The sequence below is a fragment of the Fulvivirga sedimenti genome (assembly GCF_020328055.1).
This window is the reverse complement of the sequence record NZ_JAIXNE010000001.1, coordinates 550,967-572,183: the sequence shown is the minus strand read 5'-3', so window position 1 is coordinate 572,183 and position 21,217 is coordinate 550,967. Positions and strand designations below refer to the sequence as shown.

Below are 21,217 nucleotides of genomic sequence, written 5' to 3'. Positions count from 1 at the left end.
TGAATCAGACGGAATTTAGCGAAAATTACGCTACCGGTTGATTGAATTATATCAACGGTATTAAAATTTTATATTCGTGATCTGATTACTATCTTGCAGGTCGGTAAGACCCAATGATTTTTCATCTATCCAGAAAATGCCCAGAGCTGTTAGTACGTATTTTTTAGCGCTTATTTTTTTGGCAATACCGTTCGTCGGATTTCCACAGGATTATCTGGTTATAGACAGCCTCAAGGAAGAATTAATCTATGCGGAAAATGAAAATCGACGGGAAATCCTGTTTTCCCTTTCCTGGGAATACAGAAAATCACAGCCCGACAGCACCCTGTACTATTTGAGGGAAATCATGTCTATGGTGGACGATAAGGAAAACGGTGAAGACCTTCCGAAAGTCTTTAATTTCATGGGGGTGGCATATCACTACAAAGGTGATGACCTGAAGGCTTATGAATATTACCAGCAAGCATACGATCTGGCGATGAACCAGGGGGATTCGATGCAGGTAGCGCATTCATTGAATAACATGGGCCGCTTCTATTCCCTTCAGGGCGATCATGCCAGATCATATGATGACTATATCAAGGCTATTGAGATCTTTGAAAAGCTGAATGATAAGGATGCCATGTCCTATGGTTATAAGAGCCTTGCGGAATTATACCTTTCGCAGAGTAATTATGATAAGGCACTTCAAATGACTCAGAAAGCCCTTGAGTTGCGCGAATCGGTGAATAATACGCACGGACAGATCTCCGTACTGAATGAAATGGCGGAGATCTATATGAAGCAGGGTGATTTCGAGAAGGTTGTCCAATATTATGAAGAGTCGATGCTGAGGGCTTCAGCCATTCAGGATTTCGCGATGATGTCGAATATTTATCTCGGTATGGCGGATGCGTATTGCATGCAGGATCGGTATGAACTTGCGTTGGCAGAAGCCAGGAAGGCGCAAAAAATTGAGCGGCAGATTAACAATCAGGACCTGGAAAACCGTACCAATCTGATTTTTGGAAAATTGCTGTTCCGGCTGAACCGATTTGCTGAATCGGAAGCATATTTCGACGAATTGATGGTGGAACTGGAAAATTCGAATGATCTCTCTCTCGATAGGGAGGCATCCTATTATCAGGCAATGCTTTACAAGGCGACCGGACGGAATGAACTTGCTTTTGATAAATTCAGGCGGCATCATGAATTGGACAAAACGCTGGAAAGTGCTGAAAATGCGCGCCTTATCGAACGACTGGAAGCACGCATTGAGATAGAGTCCAAAGAGAAGGAAAATCAGTTGTTAATGGCAGAAAATGCCATGAATGAAGCCACAGAAGCCCGGCTCCGCATGCAAAATGTTCTCTTGTTGGTAGGGATTCTGGCAGCGGCTATTATTGTGCTCATTTTGTACCTGATGAATAAAAAACGCCTTGATGCGAATAGAAAATTAATTCAGAAGAATAATTTCATCGCAAAACAACGTGAGGAAATTAAGAATCAAAATGAGCAGATCGCACATCAGAATGAAAAACTCAGATCACGCAATGAGCGGCTCAAGGCGTTGAATAATGAGAAGGATACATTGATGAATATCCTGGCGCACGATCTGAAAGCGCCATTTAATCGCATTAAGGGATTGACGCAGCTCATGGAATTGACCGATCTTACCGAAGAGCAAAGGAAATATACACACATGCTGGACAATTCTACCATCAACGGTTTAAACCTGATACGAGATCTGCTGGAGGTGAGTGCATTCAGTGATGAGGAGAGAAAACCTTCCATGTCGGAGTTATCACTTATTAATCAACTTAATGAGAAAAAGGAGAATTTCCGGACAGAAGCTGAATCCAAGCATATCAAATTAAAGGTATTGCTCGATGATGATATCTTTATTCCGGCGGATCCTTCCTACCTGTCCAGAATTCTTGATAATTTAATTTCAAATGCTATAAAATTCTCAAACCCCGGTAAAGAGGTTATTTTAAGCGGCGGCAAACGGGACGGTGTTCCCTATGTGTCGGTAAAGGATTTTGGGCCGGGATTCAGCGAAAAGGATCGGGAAAATCTCTATCATAAATTTGCCCGCCTGAGTGCTCAGCCTACTGCTGGCGAATCTTCGAACGGCCTTGGACTGGCGATTGTTAAAATACTGGTAGATAGTCTGGAAGGTGAGATAGAATTGATTTCCAAGCCCGGAGAGGGCAGTGAATTTATCATACGGTTCCCAGCCTATAAGAAACAGGAGGAAATACTTCGCAATAAGTAATCTCACGTCTTCTGTTCCAGGCGTATTTCAAAAAAAATTATCATTGTCGTGCAACCACGAAATCTTTATTCTGTCTTTACGGGGAATACTCAAAATCTTTAACGACACAATGAAAAAAACAACGACATTTCTATTTGTGATGCTCATTAGCGTTGCAATGATCTACGGCCAAAAATTTGAACAGAGCTTCTCTGGAATAGATGAAATTCAGTTAACAACAGGTAGCGCAGACTGCCGTGTTGTCAAATCTTCCGGAACAAGTGTCACGGTAACGCTGGATCATACATTGGGTTCTGATTATGAACCGATTGTTGAACATCGCAATGGCAAACTGGTGATCCGTGATAATGATAAGAGACCCAGGGGTGATATGAACTGGACACTCAGCATTCCGGATAATACCAAACTCAAATATACTGCCGGCTCGGGTGATATCGAGATCGAAAACCTTACAATTGACCTGACTTCCATCAGCGGTTCAGGGGATATTGAAATGAATAATGTTTCCGGAAATATAACCTCGACAACGGGATCAGGTGATATAGAACTTGATAATTTCAACGGGGACTTCAAAGCCAATACCGGAAGCGGTAGTATTTCAGGCGATGAGGTCAAAGGTACGATTAAGGTGAATTGTGGTTCAGGTACTATTGCATTCAACAACGTTCAGGCCGAAATAAAAGGAAATGTTGGAAGCGGAAACATTCGGATTACCAATTTTATTCTGGCGGGAAACAGTGCATTCAACTCAGGATCAGGAGATGTAAGTGTGAAGCTTGGTGCAACACCAGCTCATGCATTGTCCATGAATAGCGGTTCGGGTAATTCGGTTCTTGACAGGAATGGCCATGCCTTAAATGCTGATATCGTGATGTCTGCCAGCAAGAAAAACGGGAAGATCACAGCTCCCTTTAAATTCGACAAGGAAGAGGAGGTTGAAGAGGGAAATCGAATTATTATGAAGAAATACGCGTCTCTGGGAAGCGGAAACAAGGTTGAAATTTCACTTGGAACAGGATCTGGAACAGCTCAGATAAAATAAGCAACATTGTTCATATTGAAAGGCGAATAGTTTAACTGTTCGCCTTTTATTGTTCAAGGGCAGGCAGCTTTAACCGGTATACTTCCCTGTATGGATATCGATTGGTTGTCTGCTCCTCTTTGAGCCAAACGGCATAAACAACAAGGTCGGTGTTTTCATCCATCAGGTAAAAATATTCGCCCACTCCTTTGAACCAGCCTCCGCAGGCGGAGAGTGCTTCAGACGGTATCTCAAATTCATCATATTGGTCACCGTTGAAACTGGTGCAGGAATGAATTGTATCCAATGGTATCCGTGTATTGAGGGCATATAGGGAAACCTCATAAAGGGGGAAATCCGCATCGGGTTGGCTCACTTTTCTGCAATCCAGTTTTACCGGCAGCTGTTGCTCCGTTACCGGGATATCAACCGAATCTATCGCGATGCCCGTAGAATCATAAATGATGGCTCGTTCACGTGGAGGCGGCGGGGGAGATTCCGTTTCCGTTTCTTTTTCAGTCGGAGTACAGGCTGAAAGAAGCATCAGGACCATCAGTGTATATGTTATATTCCTTCCCATACGTCAAATTATCACGAAAGCACCAAACGGCAATTTATTTCAGGAATTTTCTTGATATCGGATATCAAATCATTATTCGGATCTACGGTAAACCTGCGTGATACAAGACCTACCTGAATTTCTTCCTTTTCATCCAGAATATTCACCTGAACAGAGCATTGCCCCTTATGATTTTCGCAAATTTTTTCAATCTGATCAATTACACGGAGGTTTACATCCTGAACATGAAGATTTAATTCAATGCCCTTTGTTCGTTTTTCACGAAGGTCGTTCAGGAGTTCTATCGTCCGAATTTTAAATTCAAGACGGTTGTTACCCCACCGCTGAGCCATAACTGAGCCCTGAAGAAACAGGAACCACCCTTTCATCATGTACTCCTTGAATTTGATGTAGTCGTCGCCGAAGAGGAAGAAGGTGAAGCTACCATTATAGTCCTCGAGTGTAAGTGTTCCAAATGGCTTGCCTCCCTTCGTGGTCCGGTGGGCAAAATCTGCCACGATTCCGGCCAGTCGGATTTCCTTATTTTGCAGTGAGTCAAGATCGTTCAAATCAGAGAGCTGCGTATTGCAGAAGTTTGAGATTTCAAAGGAAAACTTATCCAGAGGGTGCCCTGAAATATACAGTCCGACTACCTCTTTCTCAATATTCAGTTTTTCGATCTCACCAAACGGTTCAATGGGTGTAATCTTGGGCTTTGGTGTTGCCACACCTGTATCGCCGCCAAAAAGTGAGGCCTGAGCACTCTCAGCTTCCAGCTGCATTTTGTTGGCGTATTTAATCACCTTTTCTATCAGTGTCTGATCGCCTTCCGGCGCCTGCAGGTATTGTCTGCGATGAAATTCGCCGAAACAATCAAATGCACCTGACATTGCAAGGCATTCAAAAGTTTTCTTATTCACACTTCGAACGTTGATGCGTTCCGCGAAATCAAAGATATCCCTGAATGGCCCGTTCTCCTCCCGTTCCTCAATGATCGATTCAACAGCTGCCTCGCCACTTCCCTTGATGGCTCCCAGCCCAAAACGAATCTCACCTTCCTTGTTAACAGCAAAGTTCACCATGGATTCATTAATGTGCGGACCAAGAACCTTGATTCCCAGGCTGCGGCATTCCTCCATGAAGAAGGTGATTTTTTCTATGTTGCTTTGGTTATGGGTGAGCACCGCCGCCATGTATTCGGCCGGATAATGCGCTTTCAAATAAGCGGTCTGATATGCAACAAGTGAATAACAGGTCGAATGTGATTTATTAAACGCATATGCAGCGAAAGCTTCCCAGTCTTTCCATACTTTCTCAAGTACTTCCGGGTCATGGCCGCGTTCCTTGCCGCCTTCAATGAACTTTGGTTTGAGTTTCTCCAGGAGGGCAAAGATCTTTTTACCCATTGCCTTCCGCAGAACGTCGGCATCACCTTTGGAAAACCCTGCCAGTTTCTGTGACAGCAGCATAACCTGCTCCTGGTAAACGGTAATCCCGTACGTCTCTGCCAGGAATTCCTCCATGTCCGGGATATCGTAAGTAATATCTTCCTCACCGTGCTTTCGGGAAATAAAGTTCGGAATGTATTCCATCGGACCCGGCCGGTAAAGGGCGTTCATCGCAATTAAATCCTCGAATTTATCGGGCTTTAATCCGCGCAGGTGTTTTTGCATTCCGGGTGATTCGAACTGAAAAGTACCATTCGTTTCCCCACGCTGATACAATTCATAGGTAAGCGTGTCATCAAGAGGAATCTTGTCAATATCAATCTCGACACCGTGTCGCTGCTTAATGTTGGTAATAGCCGTTTTGATAATGGTGAGGGTCTTCAGACCCAGAAAATCCATTTTCAACATACCTGCACTTTCCACGACGCTGTTATCGAATTGCGTAATGAGCATTTCGGAATCCTTCGAAGTGGATACAGGAATGAATTTGGTGAGATCATCCGGTGTTATGATAACTCCGCAGGCGTGGGTTCCGGTATTTCGCACAGATCCTTCGAGTACACGTGCTTGCTGTAATACCCGGGACTTCAAATCCTTTCCTTTCCGGATTTCCTCCAGCTCCGGAACTTCCTTAAATGCCTTATCCAATGAAGTGCCCGGCCGTTCCGGAATCAGTTTGGCAAGGTCATTGGCTTCCGGCAATGACAATTCCATTACACGTGCCGCGTCTCGTATCGATGACTTGGCTGCCATCGTTCCATAGGTGATGATTTGTGCTACCTGATTTTTGCCATATTTGTCAATCACGTACTGGATTACCTTATCACGGCCTTCATCATCAAAATCAATATCAATATCAGGTAATGAAACCCGGTCGGGGTTAAGAAATCGCTCAAACAGCAGGTCGTATTCGATGGGATCCACATTGGTGATTCCAATGCAATAGGCAACCGCCGATCCAGCGGCAGAACCCCGGCCAGGACCTACAGCAACGCCCATTTCCCGAGCTTTTCGGGTGAAATCCTGAACGATAAGAAAGTATCCCGGATAGCCTGTATTCCTGATAGTTTCAAGTTCAAAATCGAGCCTTTCCCTAATCTCATCGGTAACCTCCGGGTAACGTCTGGCAGCCCCTTCATAAGTAAGATGACGCAAATAAGCGTTTTCACCACGTTTTCCACCATCCTCCTGATCCAGCGGATCCATGAACTCTTCCGGTATGCCGAAGGCGGGCAGCAATACCTCCCTGTCCAGCTTATAAACCTCAATTTTATCCAGCAACCCGGAAATATTCTCGATGGCTTCAGGCAGATCGCTGAACAGCGTTTTCATTTCTTCCTGCGATTTGAAATAATATTCGTTGTTGCTGAAACCATACCGAAAGCCTCTTCCACGACCAATAGGAGTAGACTTCAACTCGCCTTCTTTTACGCATAATAAAACATCATGCGCTTCTGCTTCATCCCTGTCGAGGTAATAGGCCTCATTTGCCGCGATTACCTTCACGTTGTACTTATTGGCAAAATCGAGCAGGACCTCATTAACCCTGTTTTCTTCCTCAAGTTGGTGTCGGTTCAATTCTATGTAGAAGTCATCACGGAAAATATCCAGGTACCATTGGAAGGCCTCCTCAGCCTGGTGTTCACCTACATTCAGGATCAGATAGGGAATTTCACTGTTGAGTCCTCCTGTAAGAGCAATAAGGTCGTTTGAATATTCCCTGATAAGCTCCTTATCTATTCGGGGGTAAATGCCATACAACCCCTCCGTATAGGCCAGCGAACTGAGTTTGGCGAGGTTGTGATAACCATTTTTGTTTTTAGCGATCAGAACCTGATTGTAACGCTTGTCAGGATTATCCTTCGTGAATTTGGTTTTCTGACGCTCTTCTGCAACATAAAATTCACATCCTACGACAGGCTTTATGTCATTGTTAATAGCTTCACGGACAAATTTGAAGGCACCGAACATATTGCCCAAATCTGTGATGCCTATGGCAGGCATATTCAGTTGCTTTGCCTTGCTTACAAGAGCCTTTACATTCGGAGTCGCATTTAAAACCGAGAACTGCGTATGAACATGCAGATGGGCAAACGGTGCTGCAATTTCCCGGGCAGCCTCTTCATCGCCCCCCATGTTTTTTCGTGATACCTTTTTTTGCCGGGCAAAATTCGCATCGTCCAGCTTAGGGGCTTCATAAATAACCTCATCTGCCGTAAGACCCGGAGCAGGATCAACCACCTGTATTCGGATCAGTTCAAAGAAGCATTTGGCCGTAGCATCTACATCATATGCTGCATCATGTGCATCTCCAAATCCCTCACCGAATAACTTTTCATGAAGTTCGATGAGCTTGGGTTCCTTTAAACGGCCTCCTATTCCTCCCGGAAGCTGGCAGTATTCAACAGAAACACGGGAGGTGTCAATTGACGGACTTTCCATCAATGCGTCTCCATCTTTCTGGCGGTCAACCCGCACAAGTTCGGCACCTACGATGTGCTGATCAAATTCAACATTGTGTCCAACTACAAATTCGGCTTTGTTGAAATCCGTCCAGAACTGCGCAAGTACATCCGAAAGGGGAAGACCTTCATCAAGGGCTCGCTTGGTTGAAATGCCATGTATTTTTTCAGAATTGTACGGAATTGTGAAACCGTCCGGACGGACGATCAGGTTATTGTTCGAGATGAGTTTTCCAGTGGCATCATGCAGCTGCCATGCGATCTGAACAAGCCTGGGCCAGTTGTCCAGATCTGTAATGGGTGCGTTATAATTGTGTGGTAAACCGGTAGTTTCCGTGTCAAATACTAAATACATGCCCGCGTCTTCGTAGTGGTAGATGAGTGCCCGAATTGAATCGAACCTGACTTCTAATATCGGAAATCGGGCGGACTTGACTCGTCATTTTATTCAAAAAAAAGCCGACGGTATTTAGAAAATTCTAAATAAGTGTTAATCAGGATAATACCCGGAAACAGGTATGAAATTGGCCGGAAATTTTATAATCTTTGACGCACTAACCGTTCAACCTTGGTTGAAGAGATCATTTTGCTTAAAAAGCGGGCCTGAGCCCGCTTTTTTATTTTATCCTATTGGACGATCATGTTTTGGGTAGAGACTTTTTAGTCGTTGTGCCCGGTAGATTGAAAAGCGTTTTTCAGGATCCTTAATTACCACTTCCCATACCTTTCTGGTATCATCACCATAGGTAACTTCAAAAACCCGGCCCCATTGATGGCCACCAAATGTATTCATGGGTTCACCATTTTCATCCATGAAACGGCCTCCATCCGTAATCAGGACGTTGCCCGTTTCCAGCATGTAGTCGGCATCGCAAATAAATACCGAACTAAAGTGCTCCTGTTCCGGACCATATGTCCAAACCTGCTCAATCGTCCCATTCTCTTCGTCTATTTTATATTCAACAGCACGGCTGTACATTTTGTCGGGCGTCAGGCCGGGCTGACCGGCAATGTTTCTGCCCGCCCCGTTATCAAACAGCAATAGTGTACCGCGGGGGGTCAGCTCCAGGCCATGCTGATGGCAGGGCCAGGTAACATCTCCTACAGGTTTCAGGAGCTTTTCTGCCCAGGGTTCATCCCATCCATAGGAATCACCCAATAGCCAAATCAGTTCACCTGTTTTCATGTCGACCTTGTATATGACACATTGCTGATAGGATGATACGATTGCTGCGTCATTGGCTTCATCGTAATAAATTGCATTGGAATGGGTAATGTCGATTGGCAGCGACAGAGAATCGTATTTATTCTCATAAACCTTTTCATAGAAATCAGTACCCAACGATCCGGTTCCGAGACGTTCGGGGTCTAATATATTGGCGACCGACCATTTGCGAACCGTACTTCCGTCCGGCGCAAATTCAATAAGCACATCGCTTGCCGCATTTACCTTACCCCGTTTTGTGCTCGGTGGGTATTCGATTGGAAAATCTTCAAATTCAATTACTTCCAGTCCGATTCCAAGGAAATTTCCGGAGGGTAACTGCAGTACATCATGATGGAAACTATCCGTGTCCACCGCCCGGCTATTTTCCGAAACCGGCTTTACCATGGCACCTGTTGTATGCCATTCATTCACCGTATTGCCCAACATATCTATCTCAAACAATCTTCCGTCAACTTCACCATAATAGAATAAATTACCGCTCTGCATTCTGCGTCCTTCGCTAATGCCGTAATCTGTCTGATAGTACCACACAACTTCACCTTCTGAGTCAAGTGCAACAAGGAGGCCCCAATCAGTATCATCATCAAAAGGCCCGGTCCATCGGAACAAATTCATCATGGTCACGCCGGGTTCAAGAGACTCTTTTTCACTTGTGGTGAGAGTTATTGGAGGAAAATCATCCGGAAGGGGAGGTGTTTTAATTGAAAGTGTATCGACAGTGATCACCTCTCCTTTGTCTTCATGAATTGATAAAATGACACTATACTCTCTATCGGGCCGCATACCTAAAACCGGAATGGTATGGGATGTCATTGGCGTTTCATCGGGAGTGATGGTTTGCCGATGTTCTCCGTCATCGATGGTAATGGTGGCTACGACTGGTTTATCTGAATTAAAACTCAGGATTCCGGCAAGCGGAACGCGTTCGTTTGGATTATTGATCAGGGTTAGCTCAGTGATTTCCGGCGGACTACTACAGCCGAAAACACAAAGAAGTACTGCAGCAATTAGAAAATTCAAATTGCTCACACGGTAATGCATTAGATTCATTGGGTTGAGTTAGGTTAGTAGAAGATTTACCCCTTGTTGGAGGAGATGTTACGTCCAACAAAGTACAAAATTTATCTAATAAATAATCTAACTATTTGATCGTGAGTATTTTTTTGATGAATTATTCTGCCTTAACCTCTGCCAGTTTGACTGCTGAAATGGCCCCAACGGGATGACCGCTCTTTTTCGCAAGTGATACTGCTTTCTTATAACTTTCAATAGCATTTTCAGAATCTCCCGCTGCCCTGTACCCGTCGCCAAGGCTGTCAAACGCATTTGCGGAGTCAGGATACTTTTCCGTATTCATTCTGAATGCCAGTAATGCATCGTCCATCCGTTGTTCCTGCATAAAAATATAGCCAAGCTGATTAATGGTAGCCTCATCACTTACCATATAGCCATACTTTTTTGAAAGTTTTGAATAATGATCACTTACCCGGTTCATGAGACCACTTGCCCCTTCTGTGGCCAGCGAAGCCTGGAATTCTTCATAAGTTCGGGGCAGTGGTGGCTGGAAATCATTGTAAATAAACTCAAGGCCCTGATAGGTGCTGCGATGTGGAATGGATCCATGTGATTCTTCCGGCATTGGAATGAATTTGTGTTCAAAACCGGAAATGGGATGTTCTTCAAAAAGTGCCGCCAGTTTCATAGCCCCGCCCAGCATGCTGCCTCCTTCATCCCCTATGGTCATGAAGAACGACACATTGAGTTCTTCGCGCTCTGTTAACATTTTTTCGGCTGGTTCGATCAACGACTGATTTCCGTACCATAAACTCGGACTGATCGCGATATAGGCGTTGAACAGCTCCGGTTGCGTGATCAGGGTATGAGCTGCAACCAGTCCGCCCAATGAATGACCAACCAAAATTTTGTAGGGTGCTGTCCGATACTCCTTGTTAATGAATGGCATGAGCTCATCCCGGATAAAAGCAAGGAAGTTATCTGCTCCACCAGCTGTTGGGGACATACGTGCTATCATGGAATCAGGCTCATCAAGTGCGGGAGTCATATCCCTTGTGCGATCGGTATTTGTAATGCCCACAATGATCATTTCGGGCATGATACCGTTTGAACTCAGAAACTGTACAATCCCTGTTGTATGATGAAAATGACCGTCACCGTCGAGCAAATACATAACCGGATAAAGGTTGGTGTTTCCTTCGTAACTCTCCGGGGTACTGATCCAGATCTTGCGGTCTTCGTTGAGAATATTAGAGTGAACAGTTAGCTTTTCGCCAATGATGATTTCTTCCGGATCCTGGGCCTGAATGCCGGCGGGAATTATTAATAGTAAAAGGAAAAGAATACGGGTTTTCATATGAGACGCTTTTTGCGGAGAAATTACAAAATTTATTCATAAATAACGGAAACAAAATGCCTCATGAATAAAATAGATTTTACATCGTCCACCCCAAACCCCTTAATTTGGGGAAAATCGTTTCCTGGACGGACAAATGAAAGTCATCTGGTTATTTATGGCTGGTGAGCTGCACATACACCACTTTTTTCGTTTCGAAAAAGTCTTCGGTGTAATAATCCGACAAATCGAAGATCTCGAAATTCCGTTTAATCTCACTCATTTCATCCGACAGGTCACCACCTTTCAGATACAACACACCGTTGGGTAACCCATTACGTTGTTCATGTGAGATTTTATTGGACACCCATTGAAGAAAAGGTTTCATCCGAGTTACAGCACGGCTTACCACGAAATCATATTTCCCTTTCACCTGTTCTGCCCGGATGGCTTCTGCGCTAACATTCGATAAACCAAGCGAGTCGGCAACGGCATTCACTACTTTTATCTTTTTTCCGATACTGTCAACCAGGTGAAATCGGCAATCCGGGAAAAGGATGGCCAGTGGTATTCCAGGAAATCCACCACCAGTTCCTACATCCAGGATTTTTGTGCCTGGTTCGAAAGAAATGATCCTGGCGATTCCGAGTGAATGCAGTACGTGGTGCTCGTAAAAATGATCGGTATCTTTTCTCGAGATCACATTGATCTGCTGGTTCCATTCCGCATAAAGAGCCCCCAGTTGTTGAAATTGATCCTTTTGAACATCAGATAAGCCATTAAAATACCTTTCGACTATTTTTGAACTATCCATATCAGGCCTCCTGCAGTTGCTTTAATTCTTCGGTATAACTGCCCGATAAAATCGGGAACCGGCACCAGGTGCGCGGATCAACATTGAAATCATCGAGGTGGAAAGAGGGTGCGATGCGTTCACGCTTCCACTGATTTCGGCTCCATAGACGGTAAAATTTGCTAATATGGGATTTTAGCAGGTCATTCGGTTCCAGGTTCTGAAGTTTCAGGATGTCGTATACCTCAACGGGTGACATATGGTCGCGGATGGCGAGCTTTTCAATTTCAACCAGGATCGTATAGGGCATCAGGTCGTCCTCATCGGTCTGGGTCTGCTGCAGCGGCCTGAGTTCTGCACTGGGCTGAAGGTTGTTCACATGTGAGAGAGAAGAATATCCCAGCTCCCGCTCCGCCCATTTCAGCCAATGGATTATGAAAGCCTTGTCCACAGCAGCGATCGGAGCAATGCTTCCGCTGGTATCTCCATCCATCGTTGCATAGCCTACATCACCCTCGCTGCGGTTGCTGGTGGTTAGTAACAGTGCATTGTTGATATTTGCCAGCATCCAGATAATGGGAGAACGCGCCCGTGCCTGGATGTTCTGTAAAGTAATGTCATCCTGGGCCCATGTAAGCGGGCGACCGATCGATTTTTCAATCTTCCCGGTATATGTCTTTACTTCATCATCAATTTTCCATGAATGAAAGGTGGCACCCAATTCTGCAGCCAGCATCCTGGCAGAATCAAACGTGCTCTGGGAAGAATTCACCGTACCCTGATATGCGGTTGTAAGAATATACTCCATGATGTCCTTTTCGGAACTGGTGGCAGGTAGGCGCAGTCCCGACCGGAGTAGAAATGTTTCCAGTCCGAGTGCTTCAATACCTCTCCTCACCATCTCACGAACCAGAACAGCAATGGTAGAGCTGTCGGCACCGCCGCTCAACGAAAGGACGAAGCCCTGACTATGGCTTTTCCGCATGTAGTCGAATAATGCCAGTGACTCTGCCTGTACAAATTCATATTCTTTCCTGCGTTCATATTCCCGGGGTCCTGGAAATTCTGCATCCGGATTTCCTACATCTACCGTTGCTGTGAGCAATTCAACCGGCTGGAATGACAGCCATTTATTGCGTGCTGCAAGACGTCCATGGTGGGCGATCAGAATTTCCCCGTCATAGATCATTCTGCCAGCCTCGTTTCCGAGGAGGTTTGCGTACACATAGGTGCATTTGAAGTCGAGACTGCTCGAAACAATCAATTCTTCCCTGAGCAGTGTCTTATGAAAGGCAAAATGACTGGCACTTGGGTTTAGGATAAGATTCACACCTTTCTCCACCAATCGGCATGCGGGCCGGTTCTGTCGCCAGGCATCCTCACAAATCTCGAAACCGATGTGTGCACCATGCAGTTGGAAGGTAACATCGCCTAAAGGAACATCCTGTCCGCAAATACGTACTGTAGCCTCCTCCCCAACCGGCCAGGGGGAGAACCAGCGCGGTTCATAATGAACGCCGTCATTGGCCAGAAACTGTTTAGCATATACGCCAACCGGTCGGCCATCCTTAACCACGCACGTGGTGTTGTAATGTCGGGTATCGAATGCGAGAGGGAATCCGATGGCAACCGTGATCCCTGTACAGTGTGGAATAATGGATTCGAGTTCGCTGAAGGCACGGTCATAGATCCATTCCCCGAGAAATAAGTCCTCACACCCATATCCGGTAATACACAGTTCGGGAAGACAAAGAATATCTACCTTCTCTTTTTTTGCCATGGCAATGGCATCCAGGATGTTTTTCCGGTTATTTTCCCAATTGATGGGAATTTGATTTACCGTCGCACCGGCAAGTTTGAGTTCAGGCACAGGAATCAGATTAATTTCAGCAATTCACAGGTCTTCAGAGCCGCGTCCTGTTCTGCTTTCTTTTTACTAAAGCCAAAACCGGTTCCGTATTCTTCTTCATCGATATATACGCATGCCGTAAATTCACGATGGTTTCCATGATGTTTAACATCAATAATGCGGAATTCCAGGACTTTGTTCTCCTTTTGGGACCACTCGATTAACGTACTTTTGAAATTGGGGTTCATTCGAACCACTTCTTCTATGTCAAAGTAAGGAAGAATCAGCTTATTGAGTATGAATTTCTGACTTTTTCGATATCCCTGGTCGAGATAAACCGCTCCGATAAGCGCTTCCAGCGCATCTCCGTAAAGTGATTTATGGGAAAAGCGGCCCTGGTGCCGGCTATCAAAACTTAATACCTCATCGATACCCACTTTTCTCCCGAGCACATTAAGTGATTCGCGGTTTACAAGACGCGACCGGATTTCAGTTAAAAAACCTTCATCCTTAAAGGGGTATTTTTTGAAGAGGTAGTCGGCTATGACGGTTCCAAGTACGGCATCACCCAGGTATTCCAGTCGTTCATTGGATTCCCTGATGCCCTTATTGTTTTCCCGCGCCGTGGAACTATGGCGTACTGCCAAATGATAGAGATCAAGCTGAACAGGTGTGATACCAGTAATATTACGAACAGCCCGCAACAGCCGTTTGTCTTCGGGTGACCGAATAATAAACAGGTTGTGCAGCTTTCGCACCCTTCGCAGCACTATTCAGCAAATTTCTTGAATATAATAGAGGTATTGTGTCCTCCGAATCCAAAGGTGTTGCTCAGCGCAACATTCACCTCTCTTTTCTGTGCCTTGTTAAAGGTAAAGTTCAGTTTATTATCAAGCCCCTCATCATCTGTGAAATGATTGATGGTGGGTGGTACGATACCGTCTGTAATGGAAAGGATCGAGGCAACCGCTTCAATGGCTCCGGCTGCACCCAGCAGGTGGCCTGTCATCGATTTGGTTGAACTGATATTCAGGTTATAGGCGTGTTCGCCGAAAACTTTTTTAATCGCCAGTGATTCACTGATATCACCCAGTGGGGTAGAGGTACCATGGACATTGATGTAATCCACGTCCTTAGGGGTTATGTTCGCATCCCTGAGGGCGTTGATCATTACATTGGTCGCACCAAGACCTTCAGGATGAGGGGCTGTTATATGATAGGCATCTGCCGACATACCACCCCCGATTAGTTCTGCATAAATACGGGCTCCACGCGCTTTTGCATGCTCATATTCCTCGAGTATGAGTGCGGCTGCACCTTCACCAAGTACAAATCCGTCCCGATCCTTATCAAAGGGCCTGGAGGCTGTAGAGGGCGAATCATTTCGCTCCGAAAGGGCTTTCATCGCATTGAATCCTCCGATACCGGCTTCGGTAACGGCTGCTTCACTGCCTCCGGTAATGGCTACATCCATATGCCCCAACCGGATATAATTCAACGCATCAATGATGGCGTTGGTAGCCGACGCACACGCCGATACAGTTACAAAATTTGGCCCGTGAAAGCCATATTTTATAGAAATGTACCCGGCACTGATGTCGGCAATCATTTTCGGGATGAAGAAAGGGTTAAACCTTGGCGTAAAATCATTCAAGGTATAACTCTTTACTTCATCCTGAAATGTTTTCAAACCACCTATACCTGACCCCCAGATAACACCGGCTTTATTCAGGTCGATTTTCTCAGTATCAATACCTGAATCCTTCATGGCTTCCTCAGCCACAACCAATGCATATTGAGTGAAAGGATCCATTTTTCTGGCTTCTTTGCGATCAAAGTAATTCAGTTCATCATAGTCCTTGATCTCACAAGCGAACTGTGTTCTGAATTTTGAAGCGTCGAAACGGGTGATGGGTGCGGCACCGCTTACTCCATTGATCAAACCTTCCCAATATTCCGGGGCGGTGTTTCCAACGGGCGTTAATGCACCTATTCCTGTTACTACTACTCTCCTCAGTGCCATAAAAAAAAGTTAGGTGGGGTGTGTGCTATTTCTGAAAGGAATTATCCTTTAACGTTTTCTTCCAGGTAAGAGATGGCCTGTCCTACAGTGCCGATGTTTTCTGCCTGATCATCCGGAATTGAAATATTGAATTCTTTCTCGAATTCCATAATCAATTCAACCGTGTCCAGCGAATCTGCTCCCAGGTCATTTGTGAAACTTGCCTCCGGAGTAACTTCAGATTCCTCAACTCCCAGCTTATCAATGATGATTGACTTTACTTTTTGCGCTATTTCAGACATACTTGTAAAAATTTAATTGTTAAAATATCTGCAAAGAAATGCATATTATGGTTTAATGTCAAACAATTTTTTTAAACTTATCGACCCCCCAAATAGGCACAAAATTGGGGGTTTTACTACGATTTTGTGACTATTTTTACAGAATGAAGAAGAATAGACTGGTAATTGAATACGATTATGCCTTCCACCTGCTTGGAATATCTTCTTCTGTGAAGTTCTATAAACTGGCCTGGGCGATTAATCAGAAACTTGCAATAAACCTTATTAAAAGAGCTGATTACAGGCTTGATTTGCTTCAGGAACCCCTGTCATTTGAAGTATACACACACGGAGAACCCGATACGCAATTCTGGTTATACCGAAACCGGTCGGTCAGCCAGGACTCCCAATTCCTCATACCGGAATATCCCCATTTCGATTATCTTATTAAATTACCTTCCGATTCGCAATCGTTTGCATTAAAAGAAATGGTTAAAGTCCTCCGTGAAGTTGATTTGATTGAATATATTGGCGCACTCGATGTGAAAACCCTGAAATCAAGGGATAATTTCCTCGAATAGAAGAACCACAAATATGGAATTTAACAGAACAAAAATAGTTGCGACTGTCGGCCCTGCGTCGAACAGCAAAGAAATGTTGAGAGCGTTAATGAAGGCCGGAGTGAATGTCTTCAGGCTCAACTTTTCGCATGGAACACATGACCAGCACCGTGAGGTAATCCGTCTCGTACGGGAATTGAATGAAGAACTTGACCTGACAGTAAGTTTGCTTCAGGACCTGCAGGGACCAAAAATTCGGGTGGGAGAGGTTGAGAAAGGAGCCAAATTAGTTGAAGGAGCTGCATTTACAATCACGACCGAGGAAATGGTTGGAAATGGTAAAAAGGCAAGCACTGTATATAAAGGCATGGCTACAGACGTGTCAATTGGAGATGAAATTCTTATCGATGACGGTAAGATCGAACTTGTTGTAACTGCCAAAGAAGGTAATGATGTTATCACAAAGGTGATTCACGGAGGTAAACTCAAGCCCAGGAAGGGAATTAATCTTCCCAATACGCATGTCTCAGCACCCTCCCTAACGGAAAAGGACCTTGAAGATCTTGAATTCGGACTGGAACAGGATGTGGACTGGATTGCGCTCTCATTTGTTCGCTCCGCTGAGGATATTCACGACCTTAGGCAACGTATACGTGCCGCAGGAAAGGATTGCAGGATCGTGGCAAAGATTGAAAAACCCGAGGCATTGAAGAACATCGATGAAATTATTGAAGTGACTGATGCCATTATGGTAGCCCGCGGTGATCTGGGTGTTGAAATTCCGATGGAGGAAGTGCCCATGGTTCAAAAGATGCTCGTCCAAAAATGTAACCTCGCATCAAAACCAGTGATTATCGCAACACAAATGATGGAGAGTATGATCGATAACCCCAGACCTACACGTGCTGAGACCAATGATGTGGCCAACGCAGTGATGGATGGAGCAGATGCATTGATGCTCTCGGCAGAAACAGCCGCGGGAAGTTATCCGGTTGCAGTGATACGAAGCATGATCAGAACGATCATTAATGTGGAGAATAAAGCCAACGTTTATTTCAAGCATTACAAGCTAGATGAGGAGGATCCCTTATTTTATAACGACAGTATCATTAAATCGGCCTGCCAGCTTGCTGAAATTTCAAATGCAAAAGCGATCATTGGAATGACTGCATCGGGTTACACCGCATTCAAACTGGCATCGCACCGGCCGAAAGCAAATATTTTCATCTTTACCCATAACAAACCCTTACTGAATAAAATGAATCTGATTTGGGGAGTGCGGGGATGCTATTACGACTCAGAAGAATCTACCGACAAGACTTTCGAGGATATTGAAAATATTCTGATGCAGAAAGGACATATTACCAAGGGAGACGTTTTCATTACCACCGCAAGTATGCCGCTCCACGATCGGGGCAGGACGAATGCAATGAAGCTAAACGTGGCGGATTAATCCCAGTTTTCCGGAGAAACGAGTAATATTTCCTCTTCACGGTCCACAGCCACCTCCCCGGCGGGTGCACCTTTCCGCTTTCGGATGAATTTTCGGGGGGTTGCAATTACAGGACACATAGAATCATTTTTCCGTTTGGAATGAAAGGCTGCCAGGGAGGCGGCCTTTTCTTTTACGCCGGCAGGAAATCCTGTTCCCGGATTGTGTTTAATGATGACATGTGCGCCGGCAACATCCTTCGCATGTAACCACAGGTCGTCTTTATGGCTCAACCTGAGCATCTGGTCATTTGCCTTGCCGCTTTTGCCCAGCCAGACCTGGAAACCCATATATGTAAATACATGAAAAGGCCTGGAATGGCCGTCATTGTCGTTTTCAGGCAATTCGCGGGATACGATCTTCTTTAGATCCCGCACCGTTTCGGCGGATTCAATTTTGTCCAACAGCGCTTTTTGCTCCTCCATCTGTTGCTTTTTCGTCCGGATGTTCTTCTCGAGCCTGTCAGTTTCAAGATGTTGATTTTTTGCCTTGCGGTAGTAGTTCTCGGCATTTTTCTGCGGCGAAAGATCGGGTTTAAGCTTTATTTCGACCGGTACGTTGTTCTGGTAGAAATCAGGAACAGTTATCAGTTTCTCGCCTTGCCGGATTTCATGCATATGGGCCATGATCAAATCAGCCATCTGACGATAATTCGTCTGATCTCGAATTTCAATGAGTTTGATCTGGTTCTTCTCAATGTACCGAAGAGAACGTTCGAGATCTTTTCTCAGCACATCTCCTGCACGCCTTTTTTCCCGCAATAAATTTCCTTCCCGTTGATAGGTCAGATAAAATTCATTCAGTGCCTCGATCGGATCGTTAAAGGTTCTTCTTACATTGCCCAGTCTGAAAAGTGAAAGGACGATCTGTTCCTGCCAGTCGGTGATATGGAAAACCGGTGTTTCCAGTGAATGGATCAAATCCATAATTTCCCTGTACTGCTCCTCCAGGGATCGCTTTTTGTAACCCTGCATGAATAAATATTCCCTGCCCATTTTACCGAGTGTGGGAAGGAATTTTGTGGGATTTCCATCGACAGCCATAAATGCATCGAACGACAGATCAAGATCCCGGTCCAGATCAGGAAGCTGAACATCCATATCATTCTTCAATACAGTTCGAAAAATCCGAACCGGGTTATTTCCCGAATGAATAATGACGTTGGCGCGGTTTCCGAAAAGTTTAAAAGTGATACTCCAGGTCCCGCTGAGAAAAAGGGTTAGTGCCCGCTCATTTTTATGGCATCGTACCTTTTCAACCGTCTGGTGTAGTATTTCAGGAAACAGATCGATTGTATTTCGTTTTGCACGTGCGTGCTGCTCAGGGAAATACAGACAGGAAAACGAGGGCAAAAAGTGCGCGCGGATGATAAACTCCTCCGACTGGTCACTAAATACCAGCATCAATTCATCCTTTTCCTGGGAATAGCAGGAAACAAGTTGTTTGCCCCTTACTTTTCCTTCCAGAGCAGGGACGAGTGACCTCAGAAAAAAATAATTGTTATGCACCGTCTATTTCAATGGTTAAACCATCATACGCCAGTTCCACATTGGCTGGTAAATCAGCGGATATTTCATGATGTGTCCCCAACCGATGTGAGATGTGGGTAAAATATGTTTTTTCGGCATTTACTTCGCGTGCAATTTCCAGTGCTTCCTCCAGGGTAAAATGAGAAATGTGTGATTCTTTTTGCAGTGCATTCAGCACAAGCACCCTGGTGTTTCGAATTTTTTCAAACTCCTCTGCCGGGATGGCATTGGCATCGGTGATGTAGGTGAAATCACCGACCCTGAAGCCAAATACAGGAAGTTTATAATGGAGGACCTCCACCGGTAAAAAGTTGACACCCTCTACAGAAAATGCCTCATTCCTGATTTCGATGGTTTTGATCCGTGGAACACCCGGATATTTCTTTTCGGCAAAGGCATAGCCAAATTCCTTCTTCAGTTGTTGGATCACCCGGTCTGTACCGTATATCGGCATATCACCACCCTGCCGGAAATTAAATGCCCTAACATCGTCCAGACCTGCAGTATGATCCTTATGCTCATGTGTGAATACAACGGCATCGAGGTGATCGATACGTGCCCGCAGCATCTGTTGCCGGAAATCCGGACCTGTATCGATCACGATACTTTTATTTCCTGTTTCAATGTGGATGGATGTGCGCAGCCGCTTATCCCGAAAATCCAGTGACGCACAGACCTCACAATTGCAGGCAATCACTGGAACGCCCTGGGAGGTTCCGGTACCGAGAAAGGTTATTCTCACAGTTCCAATTCTATTTGTGCCAATTCCTGGTAAAGCTTCCTGTTCTTCTCCGAAAGCTTTTCTGCGTTCAGGTCGACCGACTTAATGATGTCCAGCAGGCAATTGATCTTGCCATCGGTGGCATAGAATTTATTTACGACAATCACTTTGGTGTCCCGGAGTACACACCAGCCCGACTTGAAATTTCCCTTTTCATATCGCAGGATATAGTCGGTTTCACCAATGAGTTCTTCCAGTTTTCGGAGAAAATGATTGGAATATTTAATATTCATACCTCAATAAGTGTTTTTATGGCGACAAGCAACTCGTCGTAATTAAGCGGTTTTAGCAGAAATTTGTTCATTCCGGCATCGGCGAAATCAGCATCCGAATAATTCATGTAATTCCCGGAAATACCTATGATGGGCAAAGATGCCACATGTGGGTCTTTTGATTTTCGGATTTCACGCGCTAGTTCCATTCCGTTGGCATCCGGAAGGATGATATCCAGTATTAAAAGATCAAAGTCACCGGTTTCAATCAGCTCAATGACCTTTCCTCCATTCTTCACACCTTGAAATGCATACCCCTGTACTTCTAGAATCTTTTTTGTCAGAGACTGAAGAACCGGGCTGTCGTCGGCAAGTAGTATTCTTTTCCCCATA

The 21,217-nt window shown here is 45.0% G+C and carries 17 protein-coding genes; 4 read left to right on the top strand and 13 right to left on the bottom strand.

The features are described from left to right. Positions 1-136: 136 nt before the first annotated feature. Both LDX50_RS02570 and LDX50_RS02565 read left to right on the top strand, forming a co-directional pair. On the top strand, positions 137-2,257 hold the full coding sequence (locus LDX50_RS02570; protein ID WP_225696840.1) for a tetratricopeptide repeat-containing sensor histidine kinase: 2,121 nt from the start codon (positions 137-139) through the stop codon (positions 2,255-2,257). Between the two features lie 109 nt (positions 2,258-2,366). Then, entirely contained in the window at positions 2,367-3,299 is a 933-nt protein-coding gene (locus tag LDX50_RS02565; RefSeq protein WP_225696839.1) for a DUF4097 family beta strand repeat-containing protein, read from the top strand. A 46-nt stretch (positions 3,300-3,345) separates the two neighbouring features. On the opposite strand, the gene LDX50_RS02560 is transcribed toward LDX50_RS02565, so the two are convergent. The 9 genes from LDX50_RS02560 to LDX50_RS02520 all read right to left on the bottom strand — a co-directional run bounded on the left by LDX50_RS02560 (position 3,346) and on the right by LDX50_RS02520 (position 16,271). Then, positions 3,346-3,858 carry a hypothetical protein gene (locus LDX50_RS02560; protein WP_225696838.1) on the bottom strand — a complete coding sequence of 171 codons (513 nt, stop codon included), beginning with the start codon at positions 3,856-3,858 and terminating at the stop codon, positions 3,346-3,348. Positions 3,859-3,869: 11 nt separating this feature from the next. Beyond that, the gene (gene dnaE, locus LDX50_RS02555) at positions 3,870-8,102 is read right to left on the bottom strand and encodes a DNA polymerase III subunit alpha (RefSeq protein ID WP_225696837.1); all 4,233 of its coding nucleotides are present in this window, start codon (positions 8,100-8,102) and stop codon (positions 3,870-3,872) included. 267 nt (positions 8,103-8,369) lie between these two features. Further along, positions 8,370-10,025, bottom strand: coding sequence for an aryl-sulfate sulfotransferase (locus tag LDX50_RS02550; RefSeq protein WP_225696836.1), 1,656 nt, complete (start codon positions 10,023-10,025; stop codon positions 8,370-8,372). Between the two features lie 121 nt (positions 10,026-10,146). Continuing rightward, positions 10,147-11,346: an alpha/beta hydrolase-fold protein gene (locus tag LDX50_RS02545; protein ID WP_225696835.1), complete on the bottom strand. Its 1,200-nt coding sequence runs from the start codon at positions 11,344-11,346 to the stop codon at positions 10,147-10,149. A 151-nt stretch (positions 11,347-11,497) separates the two neighbouring features. Continuing rightward, the gene (rsmG, locus tag LDX50_RS02540) at positions 11,498-12,139 is read right to left on the bottom strand and encodes a 16S rRNA (guanine(527)-N(7))-methyltransferase RsmG (protein WP_225696834.1); all 642 of its coding nucleotides are present in this window, start codon (positions 12,137-12,139) and stop codon (positions 11,498-11,500) included. Between the two features lies 1 nt (position 12,140). Then, positions 12,141-13,988, bottom strand: coding sequence for an NAD(+) synthase (gene nadE / locus LDX50_RS02535; protein WP_225696833.1), 1,848 nt, complete (start codon positions 13,986-13,988; stop codon positions 12,141-12,143). A 5-nt stretch (positions 13,989-13,993) separates the two neighbouring features. Next, positions 13,994-14,737, bottom strand: a complete 744-nt coding sequence (gene rnc / locus LDX50_RS02530) for a ribonuclease III (RefSeq protein ID WP_225696832.1) — start codon at positions 14,735-14,737, stop codon at positions 13,994-13,996. Next, positions 14,737-15,990 (bottom strand): beta-ketoacyl-ACP synthase II, encoded by a 1,254-nt coding sequence (gene fabF / locus LDX50_RS02525; RefSeq protein ID WP_225696831.1) that lies wholly within the window; start codon positions 15,988-15,990, stop codon positions 14,737-14,739. Before fabF ends, rnc begins: the two co-directional genes overlap by 1 nt. Before the next feature lie 41 nt (positions 15,991-16,031). After that, positions 16,032-16,271: an acyl carrier protein gene (locus LDX50_RS02520; protein ID WP_225696830.1), complete on the bottom strand. Its 240-nt coding sequence runs from the start codon at positions 16,269-16,271 to the stop codon at positions 16,032-16,034. A gap of 143 nt (positions 16,272-16,414) precedes the next feature. Between LDX50_RS02520 and LDX50_RS02515 the strand changes: the two genes are divergently transcribed. Next, on the top strand, positions 16,415-16,831 hold the full coding sequence (locus LDX50_RS02515) for an IPExxxVDY family protein (protein ID WP_225696829.1): 417 nt from the start codon (positions 16,415-16,417) through the stop codon (positions 16,829-16,831). 13 nt (positions 16,832-16,844) lie between these two features. Then, positions 16,845-18,263, top strand: coding sequence for a pyruvate kinase (gene pyk, locus LDX50_RS02510; RefSeq protein WP_225696828.1), 1,419 nt, complete (start codon positions 16,845-16,847; stop codon positions 18,261-18,263). Here pyk and LDX50_RS02505 read toward each other — a convergent pair. From LDX50_RS02505 to LDX50_RS02490, 4 genes are read right to left on the bottom strand one after another with little or no spacing between them, the layout of a single operon-like run. Further along, complete coding sequence (locus tag LDX50_RS02505; protein ID WP_225696827.1) at positions 18,260-19,810, bottom strand: NFACT RNA binding domain-containing protein; 1,551 nt, start codon at positions 19,808-19,810, stop codon at positions 18,260-18,262. The genes pyk and LDX50_RS02505 overlap by 4 nt on opposite strands. Beyond that, entirely contained in the window at positions 19,803-20,573 is a 771-nt protein-coding gene (locus LDX50_RS02500; RefSeq protein ID WP_225696826.1) for an MBL fold metallo-hydrolase, read from the bottom strand. Before LDX50_RS02500 ends, LDX50_RS02505 begins: the two co-directional genes overlap by 8 nt. After that, complete coding sequence (locus tag LDX50_RS02495) at positions 20,570-20,845, bottom strand: hypothetical protein (RefSeq protein ID WP_225696825.1); 276 nt, start codon at positions 20,843-20,845, stop codon at positions 20,570-20,572. Before LDX50_RS02495 ends, LDX50_RS02500 begins: the two co-directional genes overlap by 4 nt. Then, the gene (locus tag LDX50_RS02490) at positions 20,842-21,216 is read right to left on the bottom strand and encodes a response regulator (protein WP_225696824.1); all 375 of its coding nucleotides are present in this window, start codon (positions 21,214-21,216) and stop codon (positions 20,842-20,844) included. The genes LDX50_RS02495 and LDX50_RS02490 overlap by 4 nt, the downstream gene beginning before the upstream one ends. Position 21,217 lies beyond the last annotated feature (1 nt).

Excerpts from the sequence above, each read along its gene's own strand:
- LDX50_RS02515 (WP_225696829.1), top strand. The coding sequence starts at position 16,415 with ATGAAGAAGAATAGACTGGTAATTGAATACGATTATGCCTTCCACCTG.
- LDX50_RS02490 (WP_225696824.1), bottom strand. The coding sequence starts at position 21,216 with ATGGGGAAAAGAATACTACTTGCCGACGACAGCCCGGTTCTTCAGTCT.
- LDX50_RS02550 (WP_225696836.1), bottom strand. The coding sequence starts at position 10,025 with ATGAATCTAATGCATTACCGTGTGAGCAATTTGAATTTTCTAATTGCT.
- LDX50_RS02560 (WP_225696838.1), bottom strand. The coding sequence starts at position 3,858 with ATGGGAAGGAATATAACATATACACTGATGGTCCTGATGCTTCTTTCA.
- dnaE (WP_225696837.1), bottom strand. The coding sequence starts at position 8,102 with ATGTATTTAGTATTTGACACGGAAACTACCGGTTTACCACACAATTAT.
- pyk (WP_225696828.1), top strand. The coding sequence starts at position 16,845 with ATGGAATTTAACAGAACAAAAATAGTTGCGACTGTCGGCCCTGCGTCG.
- LDX50_RS02520 (WP_225696830.1), bottom strand. The coding sequence starts at position 16,271 with ATGTCTGAAATAGCGCAAAAAGTAAAGTCAATCATCATTGATAAGCTG.
- LDX50_RS02545 (WP_225696835.1), bottom strand. The coding sequence starts at position 11,346 with ATGAAAACCCGTATTCTTTTCCTTTTACTATTAATAATTCCCGCCGGC.
- LDX50_RS02565 (WP_225696839.1), top strand. The coding sequence starts at position 2,367 with ATGAAAAAAACAACGACATTTCTATTTGTGATGCTCATTAGCGTTGCA.
- fabF (WP_225696831.1), bottom strand. The coding sequence starts at position 15,990 with ATGGCACTGAGGAGAGTAGTAGTAACAGGAATAGGTGCATTAACGCCC.
- LDX50_RS02495 (WP_225696825.1), bottom strand. The coding sequence starts at position 20,845 with ATGAATATTAAATATTCCAATCATTTTCTCCGAAAACTGGAAGAACTC.
- rsmG (WP_225696834.1), bottom strand. The coding sequence starts at position 12,139 with ATGGATAGTTCAAAAATAGTCGAAAGGTATTTTAATGGCTTATCTGAT.
- LDX50_RS02570 (WP_225696840.1), top strand. The coding sequence starts at position 137 with ATGCCCAGAGCTGTTAGTACGTATTTTTTAGCGCTTATTTTTTTGGCA.